This is a genomic window from Bradyrhizobium sp. Ken51 (genome assembly GCF_055807435.1).
The window spans coordinates 206193-226548 of sequence record NZ_JBVVPB010000003.1 but is presented as its reverse complement, the minus strand read 5'-3'; the positions used below and the strand labels follow the sequence as shown (position 1 = coordinate 226548).

12 protein-coding genes are annotated in these 20356 nt (G+C 64.6%); 4 read left to right on the top strand and 8 right to left on the bottom strand.

The annotated features are described in order from the left end of the window. Positions 1–66: 66 nt before the first annotated feature. On the bottom strand, positions 67–1074 hold the full coding sequence (locus AC0L27_RS08030; RefSeq protein ID WP_275171005.1) for a KpsF/GutQ family sugar-phosphate isomerase: 1008 nt from the start codon (positions 1072–1074) through the stop codon (positions 67–69). A 191-nt stretch (positions 1075–1265) separates the two neighbouring features. Here AC0L27_RS08030 and AC0L27_RS08025 point away from each other — a divergent pair, with 191 nt between their 5' ends. After that, a complete protein-coding gene (locus AC0L27_RS08025; RefSeq protein WP_354208320.1) occupies positions 1266–3035 on the top strand; it encodes an outer membrane beta-barrel protein in 1770 nt (589 codons plus the stop codon). Positions 3036–3248: 213 nt separating this feature from the next. Here the strand turns inward: AC0L27_RS08025 and AC0L27_RS08020 are convergent, their stop codons facing one another. Together AC0L27_RS08020 and gltB are read right to left on the bottom strand one after the other, a co-directional pair. After that, the gene (locus AC0L27_RS08020; protein WP_354208319.1) at positions 3249–4700 is read right to left on the bottom strand and encodes a glutamate synthase subunit beta; all 1452 of its coding nucleotides are present in this window, start codon (positions 4698–4700) and stop codon (positions 3249–3251) included. A 146-nt stretch (positions 4701–4846) separates the two neighbouring features. After that, a complete protein-coding gene (gene gltB / locus AC0L27_RS08015) occupies positions 4847–9580 on the bottom strand; it encodes a glutamate synthase large subunit (protein WP_354208318.1) in 4734 nt (1577 codons plus the stop codon). Between the two features lie 492 nt (positions 9581–10072). Between gltB and AC0L27_RS08010 the strand changes: the two genes are divergently transcribed. Further along, positions 10073–10828, top strand: coding sequence for a hypothetical protein (locus AC0L27_RS08010; RefSeq protein ID WP_473318553.1), 756 nt, complete (start codon positions 10073–10075; stop codon positions 10826–10828). Positions 10829–11070: 242 nt separating this feature from the next. On the opposite strand, the gene AC0L27_RS08005 is transcribed toward AC0L27_RS08010, so the two are convergent. Both AC0L27_RS08005 and AC0L27_RS08000 read right to left on the bottom strand, forming a co-directional pair. Next, positions 11071–11841, bottom strand: coding sequence for an alpha/beta fold hydrolase (locus AC0L27_RS08005; protein WP_354208316.1), 771 nt, complete (start codon positions 11839–11841; stop codon positions 11071–11073). Between the two features lie 317 nt (positions 11842–12158). Next, on the bottom strand, positions 12159–12620 hold the full coding sequence (locus AC0L27_RS08000; RefSeq protein WP_007597127.1) for an Hsp20 family protein: 462 nt from the start codon (positions 12618–12620) through the stop codon (positions 12159–12161). Between the two features lie 221 nt (positions 12621–12841). Here AC0L27_RS08000 and AC0L27_RS07995 point away from each other — a divergent pair, with 221 nt between their 5' ends. Next, the gene (locus tag AC0L27_RS07995; protein ID WP_354208315.1) at positions 12842–13789 is read left to right on the top strand and encodes an alpha/beta hydrolase; all 948 of its coding nucleotides are present in this window, start codon (positions 12842–12844) and stop codon (positions 13787–13789) included. A 135-nt stretch (positions 13790–13924) separates the two neighbouring features. Here AC0L27_RS07995 and AC0L27_RS07990 read toward each other — a convergent pair whose 3' ends face one another. Then, complete coding sequence (locus AC0L27_RS07990) at positions 13925–16690, bottom strand: di-heme-cytochrome C peroxidase (protein ID WP_354208314.1); 2766 nt, start codon at positions 16688–16690, stop codon at positions 13925–13927. A 175-nt stretch (positions 16691–16865) separates the two neighbouring features. Then, a complete protein-coding gene (locus AC0L27_RS07985) occupies positions 16866–18662 on the bottom strand; it encodes an adenylate/guanylate cyclase domain-containing protein (RefSeq protein ID WP_354208313.1) in 1797 nt (598 codons plus the stop codon). A 244-nt stretch (positions 18663–18906) separates the two neighbouring features. On the opposite strand from AC0L27_RS07985, the gene AC0L27_RS07980 reads away from it, so the two are divergent. Next, positions 18907–19539: a LysE family translocator gene (locus AC0L27_RS07980; RefSeq protein WP_354208312.1), complete on the top strand. Its 633-nt coding sequence runs from the start codon at positions 18907–18909 to the stop codon at positions 19537–19539. Positions 19540–19545: 6 nt separating this feature from the next. Here the strand turns inward: AC0L27_RS07980 and AC0L27_RS07975 are convergent, their stop codons facing one another. After that, on the bottom strand, positions 19546–20298 hold the full coding sequence (locus AC0L27_RS07975) for a sulfite exporter TauE/SafE family protein (RefSeq protein WP_354208311.1): 753 nt from the start codon (positions 20296–20298) through the stop codon (positions 19546–19548). Positions 20299–20356: the final 58 nt, after the last annotated feature.

Here is a 20356-nt window from a genome sequence, read left to right as displayed (position 1 = left end):
ATCTTTCCGCAGAGGCAGTCTGGATTGCTTCGCTGCGCTCGCAATGACGAAAGAGAAAGGGACGCGCTACGCCACGCCCGCCCGCAGCAGATCGTGCAGATGCACGATACCGACCACCTTGTCCGCCTCGGTCACGACCAGCGTCGTGATCTTGCGGGTGTTGAGCACCTCGATCATCTCGGTGGCGAGCATCGAGGGCGGCACTGTCTTCGGCTGCCTGGTCATGACGTCGTCGACCGACGCCGTCAGCAGGTCCGGTCGCATGTGGCGGCGCAGGTCACCGTCGGTGATGATGCCGACAGCCTCGGCCGCATCGTTGACGATGCAGACGCAGCCGAGGCCCTTGGCCGACATCTCCATCACCGCGTCCGACATCTTGGTGCCGAGCGGCTTGACGGGGATCTCCGCACCGGTGCGCATGTAGTCGCGGACGAATTTCAGCATCGCCCCTAGCTTGCCGCCGGGGTGGAAATGCGCGAACTCCAGCGCGGTGAAACCGCGGCCCTCGAGCAGCGCGATCGCGATGGCATCGCCGATCGCGACCTGCATCATCGTCGAGGTGGTCGGGGCCAGATTGTGCGGGCAGGCCTCGCGCGCCTTTGGCAGCTCGAGGACGATGTCGGCCGCTTGTCCCAGCGAGGACGCCGCGTTCGACGTCACCGCAATCATGGGGATGGCGAACCTTGCGGAATAGTTCACGAGGGTCTTCATCTCCGGCTGCTCGCCGGACCAGGACAGCGCCATGATGACGTCATCGGTGGTGATCATGCCGAGATCGCCATGGGCGGCTTCGGCGGTGTGGACGAAGAAGGCGGGCGTGCCGGTCGAGGCCAGCGTCGCCGCGATCTTACGGCCCATATGACCCGACTTGCCGAGCCCGGTGACGATGACGCGGCCCTTCGCGTTGCGGATCAGATCGACCGCCTGGGCGAAGCTCGCGCCAAGCGGGCCGCGCAGGGCGGCAGCGAGCGCGTTGATGCCGCCGCTCTCCGTTTCCAGCGTGCGGAGTGCGGATTCGACGCTGTCGGGAATGGGGCCGGATGATTGGGTCATCAGCGGTTTCGAACTCGGCATGTTCTGGTCCAGGGAGGAGGGGCGTTCGCCCGTTGGTGCCTGCTTAGCACGCCACGGTCTTGCATGCGACGAGGGCGGCCCGACCCTCAACCGGTCGTTAACCATAATTGTTTTAACTCCATTAACGATGGTTCCCGCCGATCGGTGGGGATAATCGCGAAAGTGTTTGATTTCGTTGGAGTTCTTCCATCGTGGGGTCGTCTCCAGGCTCGAGCCGGAGCAAACGCGCGCATTTCCTGCGCGCGGCTTTGCCGTGCTTTGCGCTGACGGTCCTTGGAAGCGCCCCCGTGGCGGCCCAGAGCCTCACCCCCGACCTGTTCAGTCCCAACCGCGGTGGCTTCGCCTCGCCCGACACGCTGCCGACGCGCCGCACCGCGGGCGTGCCGCAGGCGCCGTCGGATGCGCTGCCGGCGCTGCCCGATCCCAACTCCGATTTGCGCAAGCGCCAGCAGACGCCGGCGCGCCCCGGCCAAAACCCGACCAACCAGAACCCGACCGGCCAGGTCCCGACCTATGGCCTGCCTGCCGCCAGTGGTGCGAGCAGCTCCGGCTACGACTCGCTGAACCGAAAGCGGCTGCAGCCGAAGCTCTATCCGGGTCAGCCCAAGCCGAAGCGCCCTGCCGGTCCCGGCTCGCGGGCACCGACTACAACGCCGCCGCCATCCACGCTCGGCCCGCCGAAGATCGCGCCGCCGCCGTCCGCCTCCGCAAACAAAGCGCCGGTGCCGCCGGCGCTGGCCGGCAACGTGCCCGGCCAGCCGCTGCGCCGCCGCCTCAAGCTCGACGAGGATGCGTTCGGCGCGGTCGGCGACTATGCCGGCAGCTTCCTGATCAAGGGCGGGCTCGAGCTCTCCACCGGCTACGACACCAACCCGGCGCGCCTAAACAAGCCAGTCGGCTCGCCGGCCTATGTCGTCGCGCCCGATCTGCTCGTGGCGTCCGACTGGGAGCGCCACGCACTGGTCGCGGATCTGCGCGGCTCGTTCTCCGGCTACACCAACAACATGCCGGCGACGATCGACGGCTTTGCCTCGCCTTCGCCGGTCGAGGTTGACCGCCCCGACTTCACCGGCCATGTCGACGGCCGCATCGACGTCAATCGCGATCTCAAGCTGACCACGCAGCTGCGCCTGCGGCTCGCCACGGACAATCCCGGCAGCCCGAACGTGCAGGCCGGCCTGCAAAAATATCCTGTTTACGCCGCCTATGGCACGACCGTCGGCTTCGACCAGAGCTTCAACCGCTTCCAGGTCGCGGCCGGCGCCACCGTGGACCGCACTGCCTATACCAACTCAAAGCTGACCGACGGATCGACCTTCAGCAACGACGATCGCGACTTCAACCAGTATGGCGGCGTCGGACGGTTCTCCTACGATCTCAAGCCGGGCCTGAAGCCGTTCGTCGAGATCCAGGGCGACACCCGCGTGCACGACCGGGCCGCCGACCGCAACGGCTATTTCCGCGATTCGAACGGCGGCTACGCCAAGGTCGGCACGTCCTTCGAGTTCTCGCGCATTCTCATCGGCGAGGTCTCGGTCGGCTACTCCGCGCGCAACTATGTCGATCCGCGCCTCAGCCAGCTCGCGGGCTTCCTGACCTCGGGCTCACTGATCTGGAATGCAAGCGGCCTGACCACCGTGAAATTCGCCACCGACACGCAGATCGCCGAGACCACCGTCCCCGGCTCCTCCGGCGTGCTGGTGCACACCTACGCCGCCGAAGTCGATCACGATTTCCGTCGCTGGCTAACGGCAGTGGGCAAATTCACCTACGGCACCTACGACTACCAGGGCCAGAATCGCAACGACAAGACCTACTCGTTCGAAAGCAATCTGATCTACAAGCTCAACCGCAACATCTGGATCAAGGGCACGCTCCGCCACGACATCCTGGATTCGAACCAGCCGGGGTCAAGCTCGCAGGGCACGGTGGTGATGCTGGGGGTGAGGCTGCAGAATTAGCGCGCATGGTCGTTGCGATTGGCGAAGCCAAGCCCGAGGTGTCGTCCTGGCGAAAGCCAGGACCCATTACCCCAGGGAGTAGTTTGGCGAAGACTCGTCGTTTGGTATTGCGACCGGCCAACGATCGAGGGATCACGCGGTATGGGTCCTGGCTTTCGCCAGGACGACAGCGGATTTATTGTCTGCCTTCGAGCTTGGGCGGCTCGCGCCGACTCAGCGCGGCAGATCCGTCTTTCCCATCAGGAACGTATCGATCGACCGGGCGCACAGCCGGCCCTCGCGGATGGCCCAGACCACCAGTGATTGGCCGCGGCGCATGTCGCCTGCCGTGAACACGTTCGGGCGCGAGGTCTGGTAGTCGAGCGTGTTGGCCTTGACGTTGCCGCGCGGGTCGAGCTCGACCGAGAGCATCTTGAGCAGGCCTTCGTGCACGGGATGGACGAAGCCCATCGCGAGCAGGACGAGATCGGCGTCGAGCTCGAACTCGGTGCCGGCGATCGCCTTGAACTTGTCGTCGACGCGCACGCAGTGCAGCTTCTTGACCTTGCCGTTCTCGCCCGTGAACTTCTGCGTCAACACGGCGAATTCGCGGATCGCGCCTTCGGCCTGGCTCGAGGACGTCCGCATCTTCAGCGGCCAGTTCGGCCAGGTCAGTCCCTTGTTCTCGTGCTCCGGCGGTGCGGGCATGATCTCGAGCTGGGTCACCGAGAGCGCGCCCTGGCGCAGCGAGGTGCCGATGCAGTCGGATCCGGTGTCGCCGCCGCCGATGACGACGACATGCTTGCCGCCGGCCAAAATCTCCTGGACGCCGTTCAACGGTTCATTGGACACGCGGCGGTTCTGCTGCGGCAGGAAGTCCATGGCGTAGTGGATGCCGGCAAGGTCGCGGCCGGGGATCGGCAGGTCGCGCGGGGCTTCGGCGCCGCCGGTCAGCGCCACGGCGTCGTACTCGTTGAGCATCTCGCGCGGGTCGATATTGCCGTCGACGCCGACATGGCTGTTGTAGTGGAAGGTGACGCCTTCGCCTTCCATCTGCGCGACGCGGCGGTCGATGACGTTCTTTTCCATCTTGAAGTCGGGGATGCCGTAGCGCAGCAGGCCGCCGGCCTTGGCGAACTTCTCGAACAGATGCACGTCGTGGCCGGCGCGCGCGAGCTGCTGCGCGCAGGCCATGCCGGCCGGACCCGAGCCGATCACCGCGACCTTCTTGCCGGTCTTCACGGCCGCCACTTCCGGCTTCAGCCAGCCATTGTCCCAGGCGCGGTCGACGATCGCGCATTCGATGGTCTTGATGGTGACGGGGTTGTCGTCGATGTTGAGCGTGCAGGAGGCTTCACACGGCGCCGGACAGATGCGCCCCGTGAACTCCGGGAAATTGTTGGTCGAGTGCAGATTGCGCGAGGCTTCTTCCCAGTTGCCCTGATAGACGAGATCGTTCCAGTCCGGGATCTGGTTGTTGACCGGGCAGCCGGGCGTGCCGGGCGAGACCGAGCCGGTGCCGTGGCAATAGGGAATGCCGCAGTTCATGCAGCGCGCGGCCTGGTCGCGCGTTTCCTTCTCGGAGAGAGGAACGACGAACTCGTGGAAATGCTTCACGCGCTCGGCGACCGGGGTGTACTTGCGGTCATGCCGTTCGATTTCGAGAAAACCCGTGATCTTGCCCATTAAACCCGAAGTCCCTGCCGCTTAAATTCGTTTGTTGCCTTCTCACCGTCATTGCGAGGAGCGAAGCGACGAAGCAATCCAGTCTGCATCCGAGGAGAAAGTCTGGATTGCTTCGCTACGCTCGCAATGACGGGCGCTGATATTTCTTACGCCCCGATCGCGATTTTCGGCTCGGCGTCCGCGTTGGCGGCCATTTCGCGCAGCGCGCGCCGGTATTCGACCGGCATCACCTTGCGGAATTTGGGCAGCCAGTCCTTCCAGTTGGCCAGGATGTCGGCGGCACGCCTGGAGCCGGTCGCCTTGGCATGGCGCGTGATCAGAACGTGGAGCCGCTCGACGTCGGAGGCGAGCAGGTCCTTGAACACGTCAACCCGGCCGTGCGCCTCGAGGTCACCGGAGTGGTGGTAGGTGCCGGCGTTGATCAGCTCTTCCGACAGCACCGGCTCGAGCTCGACCATCGCCATGTTGCACAGCCTGTCGAAGTCGCCGGTCTCGTCCAGCACATAGGCGATGCCGCCGGACATGCCGGCCGCGAAGTTGCGCCCGGTCTTGCCGAGCACGACCACGATGCCGCCGGTCATGTATTCGCAGCAATGATCGCCCGCGCCCTCGACCACCGCCACCGCGCCGGAATTGCGCACGGCAAATCGCTCGCCGGCGATGCCGCGGAAGTAGCACTCGCCTTGAATGGCGCCGTACATCACGGTGTTGCCGACGATGATGCTCTCTTCCGGCACGATGCCGCTGTTGGCCGGCGGCTTGACGATGATCTTGCCGCCCGAGAGACCCTTGCCGACATAGTCGTTGGCTTCGCCTTCGAGCTCGAAGGTGACGCCTTGCGCCAGCCACGCGCCGAAGGCCTGGCCGGCGGTGCCCTTGAGGCTGACATGGATGGTCTCATGCGGCAGGCCGGCATGGCCGTAGATCTTGGCGACCGCACCCGACAGCATCGCGCCCGCGGAGCGGTTGGTGCTGTTGATCTTGGCCTCGATCTTCACCGGCGCACCGCGGTCGAGCGCAGGCGTTGCCTGCTCGATCAGCGTGCGATCGAGCACCGCTTCCAGATGATGGTTCTGGCGCTCGGAGTGATAGATCTTCTGGCCCTTCTCTTCCTTCTGCTTGACGAAGAGCTTGGAGAAATCGAGCCCCTTGGCCTTCCAGTGCGCGACCAGCTTGGTCTGGTCGAGCAGCTGCACCTGGCCGATCATCTCGTTGAAGCTGCGGAAGCCGAGCGAGGCCATGATCTCGCGGACCTCCTCGGCGACGAAGAAGAAGTAGTTGATCACATGCTCGGGCTGGCCGGTGAAGCGCTTGCGCAGGACGGGGTCCTGGGTCGCGACGCCGACCGGGCAGGTGTTGAGATGGCACTTGCGCATCATGATGCAGCCGGCCGCGATCAAGGGCGCGGTGGCGAAGCCGAACTCGTCGGCGCCGAGCAGCGCTCCGATCACGACGTCACGCCCGGTGCGGAAGCCGCCGTCGACCTGGACCACGATGCGGCTGCGCAGCCGCTCCCGCACCAGCGTCTGGTGGGTTTCGGCGAGGCCGATCTCCCACGGTGACCCGGCGTGCTTGATCGAGGTCAGCGGCGAAGCGCCGGTGCCGCCCTCGAAGCCCGCGATGGTGACATGGTCGGCGCGCGCCTTGGCGACGCCCGCGGCAACCGTGCCGACCCCGATCTCGGAGACCAGCTTGACCGAAACCGCGCCGTCCGGGTTGACGTTCTTGAGGTCGTAGATGAGCTGCGCCAGATCCTCGATCGAGTAGATGTCGTGGTGCGGCGGCGGCGAGATCAGGCCGACGCCCGGCGTCGAGTGCCGGACCTTTGCGATGGTCGCGTCCACCTTGTGGCCGGGCAACTGGCCGCCTTCGCCGGGCTTGGCGCCCTGCGCCATCTTGATCTGCATCATGTCGGAGTTGACGAGATACTCCGTGGTGACGCCGAAGCGGCCGGAGGCGACCTGCTTGATCGCCGAGCGCATGCTGTCGCCGTTCGGCATCGGCTTGAAGCGGTCGGCTTCCTCGCCGCCTTCGCCGGTGTTCGACTTGCCGCCGATCCGGTTCATGGCAATCGCGAGCGTGGTGTGCGCCTCGCGCGAGATCGAGCCGAAGCTCATCGCGCCGGTGGCGAAACGCTTGACGATGTCCTTGGCCGGCTCGACCTGGTCGAGCGGCAACGGCTTGCGCTTCTCCTCGTCCGCGTTCTTGATCCGGAACAGGCCGCGCAGCGTCAGGAGACGCTCCGACTGCTCGTTGAGGATCTTGGCGAAAGCACGGTAGCGTTCCAGCGAATTGCCGCGCGCGGCGTGCTGGAGCAGCCCCACCGACTCGGCGGTCCATGCATGGTCCTCGCCGCGGCTGCGATAGGCGTATTCGCCGCCGACATCGAGCGAGGTCTTGTAAACGAGAGCCTCGCCGAACGCGTCGGCATGACGGCGCACCGCCTCTTCGGCAATCTCGCCAAGACCGACGCCCTCGACGCGGGTATGCGTGCCGGCGAAGAATTTTCCGACGAATTCCGCCTTGAGACCGATGGCGTCAAAGATCTGCGCGCCGCAATAGGACTGGTAGGTCGAGATGCCCATCTTGGACATCACCTTGAGCAGGCCCTTTCCGATCGACTTGATGTAGCGCTTGACGATCTCGTAGTCGTCGAGCGAGCCGGGCAGGCGGTCCTTCATCGCGATGATGGTCTCGAACGCGAGATAGGGATTGATCGCTTCCGCGCCGTAGCCGGCCAGGCAGGCGAAGTGATGCACTTCGCGCGGCTCGCCGGACTCGACGACGAGGCCGACCGAGGTGCGCAATCCCGTACGGATCAAATGATGATGCACGGCGGCGCACGCCAGCAGCGACGGGATCGGAACCCGGTCGGTGCCGACCATGCGATCGGACAGGATGATGATATTGACGCCCTCGCGCACCGCGCTCTCGGCGCGCGCGCAGAGCTCGTCCAGCACCTGGTCCATGCCGGCCGCGCCGAGGCCGGCGTGGAAGGTGGTGTCCAGCGTGCGCGACTTGAAGTGCGACTCAGCGACGTCTGAGATCGAGCGGATTTTTTCGAGGTCCGCGTCGGTCAGGATCGGCTGGCGCGCTTCGAGGCGCTTTGTGGTGGCAAGGCCTTGCAGGTCGAACAGGTTCGGCCGCGGTCCGATGATGGAGACGAGGCTCATCACCAGCTCCTCGCGGATCGGGTCGATCGGCGGGTTGGTGACCTGTGCGAAGTTCTGCTTGAAGTAGGTGAACAGCGGCTTGGCCTTGGCCGACAGCGCCGAGATCGGCGTGTCGTTGCCCATCGAGCCTGCGGCTTCCTCGCCGGTGGAGGCCATCGGCGTCATCAGGATGGTGATGTCTTCCTGGCTGTAGCCGAACGCCTGCTGGCGATCGAGCAGCGACAGGTTGGAGCGCACGCCGGTGGTCGGCACCTTCGGCAGCTCTTCCAGCACGATCTGTGTCCGCTCCAGCCACTCCGTGTAGGGATGGCTCCTGGCGAGCTCGGCCTTGATCTCGTCGTCGGGGATGAGGCGGCCCTGCTCGAGGTCGACCAGCAGCATCTTGCCGGGCTGCAAGCGCCACTTGGTGATGATCTGGTCCTCGGGAATCGTCAACACGCCCATCTCGGACGCCATCACGATGCGGTCGTCCTTGGTGACGAGATAGCGCGCGGGACGAAGGCCGTTGCGGTCCAGCGTGGCACCGATCTGGCGGCCGTCGGTGAAGGCGATCGCGGCGGGGCCGTCCCACGGCTCCATCAGGGCTGCATGATATTCGTAGAAGGCGCGGCGCTTCTCATCCATCAAGGGATTGCCCGCCCACGCCTCCGGAATCATCATCATGACGGCGTGCGGCAGCGAGTAGCCGCCCTGCACCAGGAATTCGAGCGCGTTGTCGAAGCAGGCGGTGTCCGACTGGCCTTCGTAGGAGATCGGCCAGAGCCGGTTGATGTCCTTGCCATAAAGCTCGGAGCTCACCGATGCCTGGCGCGCCGCCATCCAGTTGACGTTGCCGCGCAGCGTGTTGATCTCGCCGTTATGCGCGATCATGCGGTAGGGATGCGCCAGCGACCACGCCGGGAAGGTGTTGGTCGAGAAACGCTGGTGAACGAGCGCCAACGCGCTCTCGAAGTCCGCCTCGTGCAAATCGGGATAGTACTTGCCGAGTTGGTCGGCGAGGAACATGCCCTTGTAGATCACGGTGCGGCAGGACATCGAGCACGGATAATAGCCGGCGAGGCCGCGGTCGCGGCGCTGATAGATCGCTTGCGAGATCGACTTGCGCAGAATGTAGAGCCGGCGCTCGAAATCGTCCTCGGTCTTGGCGGTGCCGTTGCGGCCGATGAACACCTGCATGCAGGCGGGCTCGGTCGGCTTCACGGTGACGCCGAGCGAGGAATTGTCGGTCGGCACGTCGCGCCAGCCGAGCAGGGTCAGGCCCTCTTCCTTGATCTGATCGGCGATGATGCTCTTGATGACGTTGCGCCAGGCGGTGTCGCGCGGCATGAACAGCGCGCCGATGGCGTATTCGCCGGGATTGGGCAGCGCGAAGCCGAGCTCCTTCGCCTTGCGGCTGAAGAAAGCATGCGGGATCTGCACCAGAATGCCGGCGCCGTCACCGGCGCGCGGGTCGGCGCCGACGGCGCCGCGGTGCTCGAGGTTGCAGAGGATGCTGAGTGCGTCCGCGACGATCTCGTGGGACTTCTGGCCCTTGATGTTGGCGATGAAGCCGACGCCGCAGGAATCCTTCTCCAGGCTCGGATCATAAAGACCTACGGCCGGGGGGCGTGAATTGTGTTCCTGAATCGGATCGGTCGTTTTCGAGGCGACCGTCGCCGACAGTTGCTCTGCCACGATGTTTCCGCGCTCGACTTGCGACCCGTTCATGTCCTCGTCCTCTCCATGCGGCAAGCTGCCTCACCGCCACCTTCGGCGCACCTTGGGCGTCCCGCGGCACCCGCTTCTGGGTCACCGCTCGTGCGCTCGCGAGCCGCATTTTCTTAAATTCAGGCCAAGGCGTTCTTCGTCCCCGAGAACGGCTTTGCCTGTTGCCTTCTTGGCGCTCGAAAGCACCGACTTTCGTTGCAATCCCTATGCCGGAACCGCAAGCAAAATTGAGACAGTCTTCCTGTCCTAACCATCACCTTGCCAAATTTTTGTCTATCACACAAGCGCGCGCAAGTCCCGATTCCCCATCTGTCAATCGATCGCTTTCCAAAAGTTGCGCGGCCCCGGTTTTGAAGCAAACGCGCCCTGATCCGGCCCCGCCGACGCCGAAATCCGCAATGATGCTTCGGATCGACCCTTCGGAGGGCGCGCCACGCCGCAAGAAGCGAAAGAGCGCGATCCGTCCGGGGGCCTGACAGGAGCGTCTCGACCATGAAGTTTTTCACAGGATGTGTGGCCGCCGCCGCGCTGGTGCTGGCCGCGACCGCGGCTCAAGCGCAAGTTCCAGCGCGAGGGGCGATGATCGCGGTCTCGGATTTCGACGGACCCTATGCGCCATCGGACGCCGCGCCGCCCCCGCCGCCGCGCTATGGCTACGGCTCGGGCTACGAGGAACGCGGGCCGGCCCCGGTGCTGCTGCCATCGACCGAGGTCTACGCGGTGCTGCGCGAAAACGGGTTTTCTCCGCTGGGCATCCCGCGCCTGGGCGGCGGCGTCTACACCATCGCGGTGATCGACCGCCGCGGCGAGGACGGCCGGCTGGTGATCGACGCCCGCGACGGAAGGATTTTGCGCTTCATGCCAGCTGCTGACGCTTACGGCATGGCGCCTGGCTACGAGCAGCCTGCGGTTGCACCTTACCGCCCGCAAAGCGCGCTGCCGCCGCCGACCATGGTCCGCAGTGGTCCGCCCCGCCCACCGGCCCCGATCCCGCATGTCGCCAGCCGCACCGTCCCGCTCCCGAAGGCCGCCCCGCCGCGCGAGGCGCCGGTCGCCGCGGCGAAGCCGGCCGAGCCTGCGACGGCGCAGGCAGCGCAGGCTCAACCTGCCACGCAGACCGTGGCAGTCGTGCCGGCAAGGCCCGCCGAGGCCGCGCCGCAGGTCATTGCTCCAACCGTCGGTCTGGCCAAACCTGCTCCAACGATCCTGCCGACACAGGACATGCCGGCAGCGCAGGGGCTGGACTAAACGTGAGCGTTTGATGCAATGGCCCGCATCACACCAACGGTGTCGTCCTTGGCGAAAGCCAAGACCCATACCGCGAGGTCTGTCGATTGTGCGTGGTGTGAGTACCGGATGACTAATCTTCGCCAAACATCCCCTTGTGGTAATGGGTCCTGGCCTTCGCCAGGACGACATTGGGGAGAGAGTGGAGCAAACAAAAGGCGCCTGAGAACTCAGGCGCCTTTTGCATCTGTGACAAGCGCCACTCAGCTCCGGCCGTACCCCGCCGCTTCCAGGATCAAATTCGCCACCTCCTTCGGATGCGACACCAGCGAGAGGTGGCCGGCGTCGAGCTCGATCGTGGTTGCGTTCATGCGCTTGGCGAGGAAGCGTTCGAGATCGGGATTGATGGTGTAGTCGTTCTTCGACACCGCGTACCAGCTCGGCTTGGAGCGCCATGCCGCCTCGGTGGTGCGACCGGCGAAGATCGAGGCGGCGGTCGGCCATTGCACGGCGTAGAGCTCCTTGGCCTGCTCCGGCTTCACGCCATTGGCGAAATACTTCAGGAAGGCGTCTTCCGAGAGTTTTGTGTAACCGTCGCGCTCGATGATGCCGGCACGCACGGGGCCGGTCGGGAATTGCTTCGACAGCGCGACGAAATCCTCGTTGGCATCGGGCGCACGTGCGGCGACATAGACGAGGCCGGTAACCTTCGGGTCGGTGCCGACCTGGCTGATCACGGTGCCGCCCCAGGAATGCGCGACCAGCACGGTCGGACCATCCTGTTCGGCCAGCACGCGCTTGGTGGCTTCGACGGAATCCGCAAGCGACGACAGCGGATTCTGCACGGCGGTTACGTTGAGCCCTGCGGCCTGGAGGATCGGGATCACTTCCGACCAGCTCGAGCCGTCGGCCCAGGCGCCGTGCACCAGCACGACGTTCTTGGCCTTTACGGTCTGCGGCGTCTGCGCATGAGCGAGGCTGAGAGGGGCCGCCAGCAGGCTCGCGGCGACGAAAAAGCTGCGCCAGAAAGTCATGATCGTTCTCCGTCTTGTTTTGGGTTCGATAGCCAAAGGACGACGCGCGGGGCGACGGCGTTACGCCAATTCACCGCTCTGTGATGCGGCGGGACACTCCAGCAACGCAGTCCAACAATCGCTGACGTCCTGGCAAAGGCCGAGACCATCATCGCAGGGAAGGTATGGCGGATCCCTCGTTTGGTATTCCGTCCCCGCACGATTCTAGGTCTCGCAGTAGGATTTCCTGGTTTCGTGGGGACGAAGAGAGCCGAACAAACAAAAAAACGCCCCGGGGCACCGGGGCGTTTTTACAACCTGGAAGTGGCGTGAGTGATTTACGCAGCTACCGAGTTCTCGATCACCTGTGCGCCCTGCGCGCCGGTGTTGATCGCGATCTGGCGCGGCTTCTTCGCCTCGGGAATCTCACGGACGAGGTCGACGTGAAGCAGGCCGTTCTCAAGCGAGGCGTTCTTCACTTGCACGAAGTCAGCAAGCTGGAAGGCGCGCTCGAACGCACGCGCCGCGATGCCGCGGTACAGCACTTCGGCCTTCGAGTTCTCGTTGGCGACTTTCTCGCCCTTGATCGTCAGCGTGTTTTCCTTCGCGACGATGGAGAGCTCATCCTTGGCAAAGCCCGAAACCGCAACGGTGATGCGGTAGTCGTTCTCGCCGGTGCGCTCGATATTGTAGGGGGGATAACCGGGGCTGCCGTCCGAACCGGCCTGGTCGAGCAGGTTGAAGAGGCGGTCGAAGCCGACGGTGGAACGGTAGAAGGGGGTCAGGTCGTAGGTACGCATGGTCAAGTCCTCCGTTGAGCGACTGTTTGAGTAACCCGCCCGCCAATCGGGCCGGGCTTTCGTCTGTGTGCAGCCTGATGTTCCGGTTCCGAAACACTGGTAGCGGCCTGCACCAAGGTGATATGGGTTGAGGAGAACGGCGTTCAAGAGGGCGGATACTTGGCCTTTTCGGCGCTCCCGCCCCCTGATTTGCAGCACTTCGTGCCCAAGCCTTCCCCATCATGACGCTGGTCTCGATACCATCCAATCCCGTTCCCGAAGACGTCGTCAGCGGCACCATCAAAACCCCTGATGGCGTCGAGCTGCGCTTTGCGCGCTGGGCGCCGCCGGCGAACCGCAAGGGCACCGTCTGCGTCTTCACCGGACGCAGTGAGCAGATCGAAAAGTATTTCGAGACCGTGCGCGATTTGCGCGACCGCGGCTTTGCGGTGGCGATGATCGACTGGCGCGGGCAGGGCCACTCCTCGCGCCGCCTGCGCGATCCGCGCAAGGGCTATGTTCGCGACTTCGCCGATTTCGAGATCGACGTCGAGACCTTCGTGCAGCAGGTGGTGCTGCCGGATTGCCCGCCGCCTTTCTTCGCGCTTGCCCACTCCATGGGCGGCACGGTGATGCTGCGGGTTGCGCATGCGGGCAAGCGCTGGTTCGACCGTATGGTGCTGTCTGCGCCGATGATCGACCTGCCCGGCCGCGCCACCTCGTTTCCGGCGCGGGCTCTGCTGAAGACGATGCGGGTGTTAGGGACGGGCGGCCGCTATGTCCCCGGCGGCAGCGACCAGATCACCGGGCTCAATCCCTTCATTAACAATCCGCTGACCAGCGATCCCGTGCGCTATGCGCGCAATGCCGCGATCCTGGAGGAGGATCCGACCCTCGGGCTCGCGTCACCGACGATCGCCTGGGCCGATACCGCCTTCCGCGCGATGCACACTTTCAGGGGCAAAAACTACCCGTCCGAGATCCGTCAGCCGATCCTGATGCTGGCGGCCTCCGGCGACACCGTGGTCTCGATCGCGGCGATCGAGGAGTTCGCCTATCATTTACGCGCCGGCTCCCATCTCGTGATCGCCGGCGCCAAGCACGAGATTCTCCAGGAGCAGGACCGCTACCGTTCCCAATTCTGGGCAGCCTTCGACGCCTTCGTACCGGGCACGCCGCTGTTCAAGTGAGGGGGAGCGATGCTTCCCTGCGACCACACGCCGTCATGCCCGGGCTTGTCCCGGGCATCCACGTTCTTCGCGCCGTGACGAAGATCGCGGATGGCCGGGACAAGCCCGGCCATGACGAGGAAGTAGCATCACCCACTACAGCGTCTTCAGGTACTCGATCAGGTCGTAGCGCTCGTTGTCGTCCTTGAACACGCGGCCGATGACGCCCGGACGTTTTTCCTCACCCGGCTTGCGCTCGAAGGAATGGCCGAGCACGCTGTTGCCCTGGATCGGATCCTTCTCCGACCCCGCGGAGAACTCGGTTTCACCCGTCTTGCACTTCTCGTCGGCGGTGACCGCAAAGCCGACGGTCACGGGATCATAGTCGCGGCGGCCCATGCAGAATTTTTGCGGGCGCTCGCTTGCAGGCTTCAGCAGCCAGTAGAGAGACGGCACCGAACCGTTGTGCAGATAGGGCGCCGTTGCCCAGATGCCGTTCAGCGGCCGTGCCCGATAGCGCGCTCCCCCCACCGGATTGAGGCAGTTCTTGCGCGCGAGATTCCACAATTTCGCCCGCTCGGCGTCCGGAGTCTTCTCGTCGTCCATCCATTTGCGGGCGACGAGATCCACCACAGTCATGAGCCCGAGCGCATACACCATCTCAGTCGGCGAGCTCGCGGTCGAGACGTCGCATTGCCACCATTTCTGGAGGTCGGCCGTATTCACCTTCAGGAAGCCGGGCACATCGACGATCCTGTTGCTGAGCACGAGCGACTGTTCGGGATCCGTCTTGATCTCGTCGAGGGGAATCGTCACCGCGTTCAGCACCTTGCTGTCGCCGCTCGGCTCCCAATGTCTCGACGACCAGAAAGCCGGGGTGTCGATCGCCGGCAGATGGCAGCCGGAGCACATCTCGGCGTAGATCTTGCGGCCATTGTCGACCTTCTTCTGATCGAGCCTCCAATTGTCGCCAAGGATCTGCGAGGGCCATTTCGGCGCAAGCAGGCCGCCGAACTTCGGACCGGTGGAGGGATCTGCCGTCTTGAACGGATCTGGCCCCCTGAGCATGTCCTCGATCCAGCCGAGCGTGTTGATATGGACCGAGGAGCGCCACAGCCTGTCCTCCGGATAGGCGTCGGACAGGTTGAGCAGCGCTGTCACGCCGAGGGCTTCGCCGGCGTTGCGGATCAGCGGCTGCTCGATCGAGGCGTCGTACTGGGCGAACTTGAACCAGGGCACGGTCCAGATCGGGGGATAGCTGACCGGGGCGTCCTGGGCGTGCAGGTTCTTCTCGAATCCCTTGATCCCGCTCAGCGCGAGATCCTGCGAAAAGACCTGGTTGCCGATGCGATTGAGAGCGTCGAGGCGACCGAACCCTTCCTCGGTGTCACTCTGCTGCCTGCCGTTCCAGGTCTTCTTGCCTTCAATCGTCTTTTGCTGGGTTTGCGCCCAGTCGATCAGGAAGTTGCCGATCGCGCTGAGCTTCTGCTTGAGCGCGTCGCGGTCAGCCTTGCTGGCATCGAGGCCGAGCACGCGATCGGCGAAGCGCTGGAAGCGGAATGGCACGTAAAGCGTGTAGGCGATCGACAGGCCGGTGGAGAGCTCGAGCTTCTTCAGGTCGGTCATGGCCGGCCCACCGTCGAAACGCACGTCGACGCCCTGGTAATGAATCTGGCCGGTATGGCAGGCCGCGCAGGTCAGCCCGATCTTGTCCTCTTCGCGACGACCGGTCGCGGGATCGCTGACCCCGGTCATTCGTGCAAAGCCGACCGGCAGGCCGTCGACGTTCTCCGCCGGCGTCCATCTGGTCGACCAGTCCGGCACCTGCGTCGTCTCGTAGACATTGGCGTAGCCGAAGCGGCGCAGTGACGTCGCGTCGGTCTGGATCGACTGCGGGCTCGGGATGAACCCGAAGCGCTCGAGATAGGCGCTGTCCGTCATCATGCCCGGCCGCGAGAACAGATGCAGGCGCGGCTGCTCCAGGGCCATGAACCATTCATAGGGCACCGGGAAGGTCGCGGTGCCCTGGCTGGCATGGTGAAACCAGTGCCTGTCCTTCAGCGACCAGTTTTGCTCGAGCCAATAGGCCGCTTTCGTCTCGGGGGCCGTGGGCAAGGGGGGCGGCAGGAGATTCACGAGAATTCCCTTTTGCGGCAGCATGGCGCGCACCTGGTCGGGGAATTCGGCGACCGCAACGAGCAAGGCGAGACCGAGGGCGACGAGCAGGGCCGTAATCTTGAGCGCGCCCCGCACCACGCGCTGGCAGGTCGACAGCACCGGCTGCGATTCGAGCCGCTGGTTGATGCGAGCAGGGAATTGCCGCTCGTTGAACAGAGTGCGCACGTCGGCCACGCTGAGATAGCGGTCCTCACCCGCGCCCTTGCCCACGATCTTCAGGAGGATCGGCCATTCGAACTTCATCAGCAGGGGGTAGTACCAGCGCACGGCGCTGCCGGCGCGCTTGAGGTTGTCGCGCATGAAGACGCCGATTTCCGAGGCGTTGAGACCCGGCTCGGAGCCGCCGCCGTTCGGATCCTGGTAGTTCCGGCCGAAGCTCGCAAGCCGCGCGAGCTCGTCTTCGTCGACCTTGCCGTCGACGCCGAGGACTCGCGAGCCGGCACCGCGCTTGTCGAGGGGGCCGCCACGCAACGCGTCGAGCTGCGCGCCCGAAAATATGCTCTTCAGGATGTGACCGAGACCGTTGGCGATGAGCGCGACGCCGCGGACCTGGATGCGGGCGGAGACATTCTTCAGCCCGGTCTCGCCGCTAGCATTCGCGATCGTTTGCGACAGCGTGCCGAGCGGGACGGTTCCGCCGTCAACAAACCCTTCGCCGACGAGGCCGCGCAGGAATGGACAGGGATTGTTCGGCGAGACCTGGATCGAGGGGTCGAAGGGGGGCTTCGGAGCGGAGTCATGCATGGCCCAAAATCCTGAAAACGGCGAATCGTGAAATAAAGACGCGGCGATAGAGCGCGGAAAGTCCTGACAAACCGACAACACGTTATACTACTTCAGCGTGTAGTGGAGTGTGGCTGAAGTCACTGTCGTGTCAATAAAGGCAGAGGGGACATTGCCGCGTGGCCGCGGCTGGCCCTCAGGATTCGGCGATGCGTTTGACGTCGCTCGAGACCAGGGTCAGTTTGCCGAGCGGCACGCCCGCATTCAAGAGTCCGGCGCGGTAATGGGCGAGGTCCTCGGGCCGCTTCCAGTGGAAATTGCGCAAATGGCGGTCGACATTGAGAGTCGGGTAGTTACCCATGAGCACGCGGGTCGCCTCGACCGCCTCGTCGGCCCGCCCCAATTGCGCCAGCGCCGCGGCGCGGATCGCCAGCGCCTGCAAATGGTTCGGGTTGATGTAGAGCTGTTCTCGAGCCCATGACAGGGTCGCGTCATATTGGCCCAGCAGATAATGGCTGAAGGCGTTCAGTGCGGCCCATTGGTAGCGCGGATCGCTGTTGTCGCGCTGTGCGGCCATCGAGAACAGCTCGATCGCCTCGCGGTGCTCGCCGATGGCGAAATGGCAGATGCCGAGCACGCCGCGCGCGCCGTTGTCGTAGGGGTTGAGCGCGACGGCGCGCTTGGCGGCGTCCATCGCGGCCTCGTAATGGCCCTCCAGCGCGTGGGTCCAGGACAGAATCGAGAACGCAAATGACGAGCGTGGGTCGAGCCGGACACTGGTTTCGGCAAGCTTCATCGCTTCGGCCCACATCTCGCGCGTGCCCTTGACCCAGCCGAACTGGATGCTCTGGATCTGGATCGTGGCGAGATAGGCATGCGCAATCGACAGCTTGGGCTCGAGCCTGATGGCCTCCCGGAACAGGTCGACGGCGATGGCCAGGTCTTCTTTGGTTTGCCGATAATAGTGCGACAGCCCTTTGAGGAAGCGGTCCCAGGCGGTGACGTCGGTCGAGAGCCGCGCCGGCGCCGAGGCCTCGGCCCGGACGATCTCGGTAGCGATGGCGGCGGACAGGTTGGTGGTGATCTCGTCCTGCATCGCGAAGAGATCGCCAATGTCGCGGTCGTAGCGGCCTGTCCAGAGCTGCTCGCCGGTCTCCGGCGCTATCAGCTCGGCGGTGACGCGGATCTTGGCTCCGGCACGCCGCACCGAACCCTGGATCAGATAGCTAGCGTCGATCTCCCGCGCGATCAGGCGGGTGCTGACGTTGTTGCCCTTGAAGGCGAAGGTCGAGTTGCGGCTCAGCACGCGATAGAAGGATTGCAGCGACAGCGCGTGGATCAGATCCTCGGTCAGGCCGTCGGAGAAATACTCGTCCTGTGCGTCGCTGAGATTGGCGAAAGGCAGCACGCCGACGATCGCGGTGCGATACTGCTGCGAGAGGGCGGATGCCTCCCTCAGCGCGGGCGCAAGCGCCGGTGCACCCTCAGGCGTCCAGGTCCAGACCCCGATCGGATCCTTGATGTTCTTGAAGCGGTGGTTGCCGGCATCGACCAGCGGCACGGTGAGATGCTTGCTGGCCTCCTTGTAGGCCTTGGCCGAGATGGCGAAGCCGCCGGGGCTCGCCACGGCTTCGAGGCGGACGGCAATGTTGACATCGTCACCGAAGACCTCGTCCTCGTCGGCGATGACGTCACCCATATGGATGCCGAGGCGAAACTGCATGGCGCGATCGGCGGGCAGATGGTGATTGCGCTCCGCCATCAGCGTCTGCATCGCGATCGCGGCCTCGGTGGCGCCGACGATCGAAGGGAACTCCAGCAGGAAGCCGTCGCCGGTGTTTTTGACGACGCGGCCGCCGTGATTGAGGATGATGGGGTGGATCGCGCTGCGATGGGCCTTGAAGGCGGCATGGGTGCCGGCCTCGTCGGTGCCCATCATGCGCGAATAGCCGGCGACATCGGCGCAGACAATGGCAGCCAGACGTCTTTCCATTCCGGAGCTCCAAGAGACTTGCAAGAGACTTGGAAGAGACCGAGGACCGGCCACGGCGTGGCAGTCGCCTCGAATCCCCGCATTCAAGAAGCATTCCTTATAGAGCAGATGAGGCCGAGCGAAAGTATGATCCGCATTGCAAATTCGAGGTAAATCCTCGGCAATCCCGGCGGTGGACGGCGACGAGCGAACCCACTAAGCCGAGCTCTGGGGGCGACGATTGGGCGGCGGAGGCACGTCACACATGCTGGGCATTCACGAAATCTGGCTTTTCGTCCTGTCGGGCGTGCTGCTCAACATCACGCCGGGGCCAGATACGGTCTATGTGATCGGCCGCAGCATGCAGCTGGGCTGGCGAGGTGGCGCCGCGGCGGCGCTGGGCATCAGTTGCGGCTGCTTTTTCCACGTCGCGGGCGCCGCGATCGGCCTTTCGGCCCTGCTGATGGCTTCGTCGACCGCGTTCTCGATCCTGAAGCTGGTCGGCGCGGCCTATCTCGTCGTGACCGGGCTTCAGATGCTGTGGTCGCGCCCGGTGCTGGCCTCAGCCATCGACGAGCCGGTGCACAGCTCGCTGCGGCGGGTTTTCCTCCAGGGCGTGTTCACCAACGCGCTCAATCCCAAGGTCGCGCTGTTCTTCCTGGCCTTCCTGCCGCAATTCGTCGCAGCCGACTCGGCGCACAAGCCGCTCGCCTTCCTGACGCTCGGTCTGATCTTCATCTGCACGGGAACGCTGTGGTGCCTGGTGCTGGCGGCGTTCGCGGCAAAGGCCGCCCACCGCTTGCGGAGCTCCGAAGGCGCGGTCGCCTGGGTCAACCGTGTCCTCGGCGGCCTCTTCGTCTATCTCGGCGTCCGCGTCGCCATGCTGGAGACGCGGTAACTTCTTTTACGCGAATTCCTTCAGCAGCGCGCTGCCGGCGAGATAGAGGCCGAGCAGGATCATGGCGATCAGGAACCAGCGGCGAAACGCTTCCGCCGGCATCCGCGCCCGCACCGTTTGGCCGATGTACATGCCGGCAAACGCGCAAGCCATGCCCACAGCGCCCGGCACTGCATTGGCCGGCGTCAGCAATCCGCCCGCGGTGAGGTTGAAGGCGAGCGCCAGTGTCGCTGTCGTGAAGAACACGCCGAGCGCCTGCACCAGCTCGTCCTTCTCCATGCCGATCGCCTGCATGAACGGCATCGAGGGGATCACCTGCACGCCGGTCGAGGCCGAGATCACGCCGGTGACCGCGCCGACCACGCCGCCAACCCATTTCTCGTTCTTTGGCGCGACGTGAAACTGGAATTTTTTCAGCCCGATGATCGCGTAGATGACGAGCAGGATACCGAGCACGATCGTGCCGTAGCGCGCATGCGGGCCAGTGAGCGCACCGGCATTGAGCCAGCACCCGATCACGGTGCCGATCATCAGCGGCCACAGCCGCCTCAGGATGTCGCGCAAATGGGGGCCGACGAAAGTCTGCCAGATGTTGGTGACGATGGCGGGCACGATCACGATGGCGATCGCGCGGCTGGGCGCCATGCTCACCGCGAGCAGGCCCATGGAAACCGTCGGCAGGCCGAGCCCGACCACGCCCTTGACGAATCCGGCGAGCAGGAAAACGGCGGCGATGAGAATGAGGAGCGGGTCGATCATATCTGCACATTGACCGATGCCGCGCGTCGGCACAATCTGTAGGTTACGGAGATAGCCT